Source organism: Kistimonas scapharcae (assembly GCF_039540975.1).
Lineage (GTDB): Bacteria > Pseudomonadota > Gammaproteobacteria > Pseudomonadales > Endozoicomonadaceae > Kistimonas > Kistimonas scapharcae.
In genome coordinates this window covers 1-5,853 of record NZ_BAABFL010000334.1, presented here as the reverse complement: position 1 = coordinate 5,853, position 5,853 = coordinate 1, and the positions used below count along the sequence as shown (strand labels likewise).

4 protein-coding genes and 1 pseudogene are annotated in these 5,853 nt (G+C 38.7%); all 5 read left to right on the top strand.

The genetic code is table 11. The features are described from left to right. Positions 1-19: 19 nt before the first annotated feature. Positions 20-283, top strand: a pseudogene (locus tag ABD892_RS12020) (transposase); the annotation flags it as partial. Between the two features lie 213 nt (positions 284-496). Continuing rightward, positions 497-1,972 (top strand): MBOAT family O-acyltransferase, encoded by a 1,476-nt coding sequence (locus ABD892_RS12015; RefSeq protein ID WP_345195938.1) that lies wholly within the window; start codon positions 497-499, stop codon positions 1,970-1,972. 9 nt (positions 1,973-1,981) lie between these two features. Next, the gene (locus tag ABD892_RS12010; protein ID WP_345195937.1) at positions 1,982-3,130 is read left to right on the top strand and encodes a hypothetical protein; all 1,149 of its coding nucleotides are present in this window, start codon (positions 1,982-1,984) and stop codon (positions 3,128-3,130) included. A gap of 451 nt (positions 3,131-3,581) precedes the next feature. Beyond that, positions 3,582-3,740: a hypothetical protein gene (locus ABD892_RS27115; RefSeq protein WP_425559245.1), complete on the top strand. Its 159-nt coding sequence runs from the start codon at positions 3,582-3,584 to the stop codon at positions 3,738-3,740. A 311-nt stretch (positions 3,741-4,051) separates the two neighbouring features. Beyond that, a complete protein-coding gene (locus ABD892_RS12005; protein ID WP_345195935.1) occupies positions 4,052-5,425 on the top strand; it encodes an undecaprenyl-phosphate glucose phosphotransferase in 1,374 nt (457 codons plus the stop codon). Positions 5,426-5,853 lie beyond the last annotated feature (428 nt).

The window sequence follows — 5,853 nt, the reverse complement described above, 5'->3', positions numbered from 1 at the left end:
GGGTCATTGATTACTCACTGACCACCCCCTGTTTAAGTTGGAAATTTCAGAAGAGGCGACAACTATGCTGGCACAGGGGGTGATCGGGAATGTCAAAAACTCCCTGAGAGGCAGTTACCACAATATTAGCCCCAGGCACCTGCCACGATACCTTGCAGAATACTGTTATCGATTTAACCGGCGCTTTGATTTGAAGGCAATGGTCTCAAGACTGGGTTACATGGCTGCGCGAACTTGCCCCATGCCAGCAAGGCTTCTCAAGCTGGCTGAGCCACAGTGGTAATCAGGTATTCTTTTGGTAGTCGTTTGCTAGTGCTGATGATGTATTTATAAGGACATTTATTGGCTGTTATACATATCGGTATTTGAAAAGTTTTAGAATAGTTTTTACTCATTATTTCTAATGAGTCATTGTATTCGCTTTATTGAATTCCAGGGTGGTTTTTTTGGCTGTTAATGGTCAATTTTTAATAAAAATTTAATTGTTGAATATGTAATGTTATTTAATAGTTACGAATTTATTTTTCTGTTTTTACCAGTTTCACTTTTGATTTTATATGCAGCTAAAGCATTTGGTATAAACAAACTGTCAATTTTCTGGGTTGTTATAATATCGATATTATTCTATGCGTATAAGGATATCTATAATGTTATACTTTTAATTTTTTCAATAATATTCAATTATATTGTTGGAGGTGTGATTGCAAAAAGAAAGGGCTGTAAGTTTTTGTTGAGTTTTGGCATTTTAACAAATGTAGTATTGCTTTCATATTATAAGTACACAAACTTTATAATAGAAAACTTAAATGCGATCTCGGACTATAACTTTGATTTGCTTAATATTTCTCTCCCAATAGCTATTTCATTTTTTACATTTCAGCAGATAGCGTATTTGGTTGATTCTTATCAAGGAAAGGTGGATGAGCATGACTTTACAAAATATATTCTTTTTGTATCGTTTTTTCCGCAATTGATTGCAGGACCCATAGTTCATCATAATCAAATATTCAGCCAGTCTAAAGAGAGAAATTTTCTTTCTTTCAATAGTACCAACCTGATCATTGGTGTTTCGATATTTTCAATTGGTTTGTTTAAAAAGGTTGTTTTGGCCGATAATTTTGCGCATTACGCCAACTTGATTTTCAATGGTGCTGAAAATGCGCAGGACGCCACTTTGATTGAGTATTGGATCGGGGCACTTTGTTATACGTTTCAAATTTATTTTGACTTTTCTGGTTATAGCGATATGGCTATAGGCCTAGCTAGAATGTTCGGTGTGACTTTGCCGGAAAATTTTTATTCACCCTACAAATCAAGCAGTATTATCGATTTCTGGAGACGCTGGCATATAACTTTATCTAGATTTTTGAGGGATTATATTTATATACCTATTGGTGGTGCTAGAAATGGGGTGTCCAGAAAATTTGTTAATATATTTATAACTATGCTAATTGGCGGGCTATGGCATGGAGCTGGTTGGACATTTGTTGTATGGGGTGCCATTCACGCATTATATATTACGATCAATCATGCTTGGAGATCTTTTCTTAGTTGGCTGGATTTTAGTTTTTCTCTATTGAAACCTGTGAATATTGCTGTAACATTTATAGCAGTAATAATAGCATGGGTTTTTTTTAGGGCTGATAGTTTTGATGCTTCTATTACAATAGTTCATGGAATGTTTGATTTGAATGGCTGGACTGGTCTTAATGGTCTTATATTAAATGCTGCAAGTTTGTATAAGTCTATACTCTGGATCTGCCTTGGTATGTTTATTGTCTTTGTTCTGCCTAATACTCAAGAAATATTTCATAAATATCATGTTGTATATGAGAGTGTTAGAGTAAAAAGCAACAGGTTCATAGCATTTTCTATCTCAAGTCGCTGGGGGGCTATAGTCGGACTTTTCCTGTTGATGAGTTTAGTGGTAATGCAGACTGAAATATCTACTTTTATATATTTTGAATTTTAATATTGCATCATGGTTAAGTATTCAAAGAATAAGCCTTTCTGGTTAGGCTTTATAATAATGATTTTTGTTTTATTTACTTCTTCTTCATTGTTAAATTTTCTTGTAGACCCCTATGGGGTATTCAGGTTTGTCGAATTGCGCGGGTTTAATCTAAACAAGGAAGATGGTATTCACGAACAATTGAGATACTCTAAAGCAATGTCAATACCAAGGGTCTCTGCAAATACTGTTATCTTTGGTACTTCGGTTGTAATGCGAGGTATTAATCCTGCTGATTTCAACAATGATTATGGAAAGATATACAATAATGGTGTTTATGTTTTACGCTTGCCTGAGGCAGTAAAGTATTTAGAAAGGGTTGTAAAGTATATAAAGCCAGACAATGTTATATATGGCCTTGATTTTTTTACATTTAAAAGTGATGCCAAATATACAGGTGGTTTCAAAGAATCGTGGACAGATCAGGAACAATTATTAGACTTAAGTGCACTACTGTTTGGTGGTGAAACTTTCGTAAAGAGTCTAGAAACGGTGTTGAGAAATCTACATAGTCCTGATTTAAGGTTGGATTTTAAGAAGAATGGCTATAGGTACGATAGTGAGTTGATATCAAATATACAAAATGGAAAAGATGATGTGTCAGCTCGCAGAGATAGAATGATAAATCATTGGAGTAATTCGTTTCTGAATGCGGAATATCCAAAGGTGAATCTTGAATACTTGCAGGAATTTATTGATATCTGTAAAGAAAATAATATTAATCTTAAGTTGTATATTTCCCCTGCACATTGGACTTATTATGAAACTATTTGGCAAATAGGAGAGTGGGAAAGTTATGAAAGTTGGATAAGGACGCTTACTGATATAGCGGATGAAAACAGTGTAGAACTTTTTGATTATTCTGGATGGAATGACATTACAACGGAACGAATGTCATCGGAAATGAAATATTGGATAGACCCAGGTCACTTTAGTTCACTTACGGGTGTTTATATAATTGATGGAATAAATGATAAGTATCCGGATAATAATATAAAAGTCAGGTTAAAGAATGAAACAGTGGAGAGTATCTTGGATGATAAAAAGAAATTACGTAGAGAGTTTGTTCTAAGTAATAGAGAAAGGGTTGATAATGTGGTAAAAAACCTTTCTCAATAAATGTGTTGATGGATATGATTCAGAACCGTTGATCGTATAGTCTCCGCGTTGTTTGAGTGATTCCTGACTGTAGTTAAAGTATGTGTTTTCGTTGAGATCAAACTCATGGTGTCTTTAAAAACGGGAAGGCTGACATCAAACATCAACGGTATCTGTATCGTAAGTGCAACAAGAGCTTTCAGCTCTACTATGCTATAACAGAAAACTGCTTTGGTCTCATTATCGGGTTGTGTACATGAACGACTCTGGTATCAGTGACATCGGCCGTGCATTCGGTAACAATACTTACGCCCCTCTAAAAGTAGATGCCAAACGCTGTCACTCAGATCCCCTTTAAGAATGTGACAGTAGTAAGACGCTGAGAGAAAGATCCGCAATGGTCTTTTGTTGGCAGTAACAGCCATCAACAGTAGCTGTTCTATGCTAGTAAGCATCACTTACAAATATCATTGTGAATGTATTTTGGGCAAGGTCAGCCAGAACCCTCAATCAGTTGCTTGAACGCTTGTCATCCTATGATTTTCGATATTACCCCATGAATGACTGGATACTTTACACATCAGTTCTGCTTGTAGATAGGTATGTTGCTGGCAAGCAGCTTACCCAATGAGTCGTGTACTAATACTAACCAGCGTCCACAGCTGAGGCTGCTAACCAGAAGACTCATCTGATATAGCCTAAATCTGGCTACTAGGCCTTGGAATACTGATCATGCTGTAAAATACTAAGAATATCTGCTTCCCACTCTCGGAGTACCAATACTACAAAGACATCTGAGATTCCATCTACAAAATGTTTTATCAAGCCATCTGAAGCTTGATATAGAAGTCTGATACTTTTTATCCATTTTTCTGCTGGTGCTTTGGCTGGTATGATGACAAGCTAGATCTTGTGTTGCAGTCAGGATGCAGAAGTCATTACATGCCCACATCATTTTTATCAGGCAACAGCCGTTTGCCTCTGACACTACTGATATTGTTTGACTTGCTTATCGCCGTCCTAAGTGCTTTAGTGGCAGAATTCGTGCGTTTTGGACACCTAAATGATCGATTACCGTTTGATCTTATAGTTATACAAGCATTATTAGCTGTAATACTTTCTCTAATATGTGGTGTGTATACTCCCTGGCGAGGACGTCCACTGGCTGAGCGACTTGGTGTCGTGTTGTTGGCGTGGTCACTTTCTTTTGCCTGCATCATAGGCTATCTCTTCCTGACAAAAACGACAGCTGATCATTCCCGGATATGGTTTGCCATATGGACAGGAGTTGCGCTTTTCACTGCAGTGAATGGTCGTTTTGCCCTGTATCGTTTACTGATGTCTTTAAGGCGACAGGGGCGTAATACGCGTAGTGTGCTAGTCATTGGCAACGGCTCAAATTTTCATCAGGTATGTAGAGATTTTTCTGAAGGCAATCCTTTTGGGTATCGTCTGGCTGCAATTATTAGGCATACAGATAATGATCAGACTTGCTCAGACTTGGATAAAATTCTGGCTGAAGGTAAATCTTATGATGAATGCTGGCTTTGTCTACCTCTTGAACAAAGTGACCTAGTCCAGTCAGTCATGTACGCGATACGTCACCGCACAATGGATATTCGTTATATGCCGGGTATGCGTGATATGCCACTTCTGAACCATAATGTGACAATGATCGGCGGGTTTTATTCTCTGGATATAAGCTGTTCACCTATGGATGGTGCAAATCGTATTGTGAAGAGGATGGAGGATCTGCTGATCGGCAGTTTGATTCTTCTTCTAATAATACCGATATTGTTGATTGTGGCATTAGCGGTCAAGTTGTCGTCTCCAGGCCCCATTCTGTTCAAGCAGCTACGCCATGGTGCAGATGGCAAGCGAATAAAAGTCTATAAGTTTCGAAGTATGTCAGTTCATCAAGAAGAGAACGGCACAGTGACACAGGCGACTAAAGGTGACTCTCGCGTGACGCGAGTCGGGGCTTTTCTACGTAGGACTAGCCTTGATGAATTGCCACAATTTATTAATGTGTTGCAGGGGCGAATGTCGATTGTCGGGCCACGACCTCACGCACTGGCGCATAATGAATACTATAAAGACCTGGTTGAGTCTTATATGAAAAGACACAAGGTAAAACCGGGAATCACTGGGTTGGCACAGGTTCGTGGTTACCGTGGTGAAACTGATACGCTCGAAAAAATGGAAAAGCGTGTCGAGTGTGATCTGGAATATATTAACAATTGGTCAATGTGGCTGGATCTTCGGATTATTATCTGGACGGTTTTTAAGGGCTTTGTGAATCGCAATGCTTACTAGCTTCGGATTGTATTGAACCAGAAGCATCGCTTACGGCGGATCTGGTAAGTAAATCTATGGAAGTAGCCGTTCACGGCAAACATGAAGAGTCTAGTGCCATCAGACCACCAATATCACTCCAGAACTCGCGTGATATAGTTGCGATTCCACGCGCAGATAGCTGCTAGCCTGGTTGATGATTTCTGTGTAAGCCTTGTCAATATGGCTGTTACGTTCGGTATGCTTTCGATAGATATTGGTACTGAGCAGTATCAGCTGGTTGTATAGGTCATCCCAATGTCTGCTCATCAGTAGCTGTAATTTTGATATGGCTTCGTTCACAAGTAGGAAAGCCTGCTGCGCGGCAATGTAAGTACTCAAAAACCGGTACATAAGGCGATTTCACGTTCTGCCGCCTAAGCTCATCCCCATGTTCCCATTACCGCCTG

Excerpts from the sequence above, each read along its gene's own strand:
- ABD892_RS12015 (WP_345195938.1), top strand. The coding sequence starts at position 497 with ATGTTATTTAATAGTTACGAATTTATTTTTCTGTTTTTACCAGTTTCA.
- ABD892_RS12010 (WP_345195937.1), top strand. The coding sequence starts at position 1,982 with ATGGTTAAGTATTCAAAGAATAAGCCTTTCTGGTTAGGCTTTATAATA.
- ABD892_RS12005 (WP_345195935.1), top strand. The coding sequence starts at position 4,052 with ATGCCCACATCATTTTTATCAGGCAACAGCCGTTTGCCTCTGACACTA.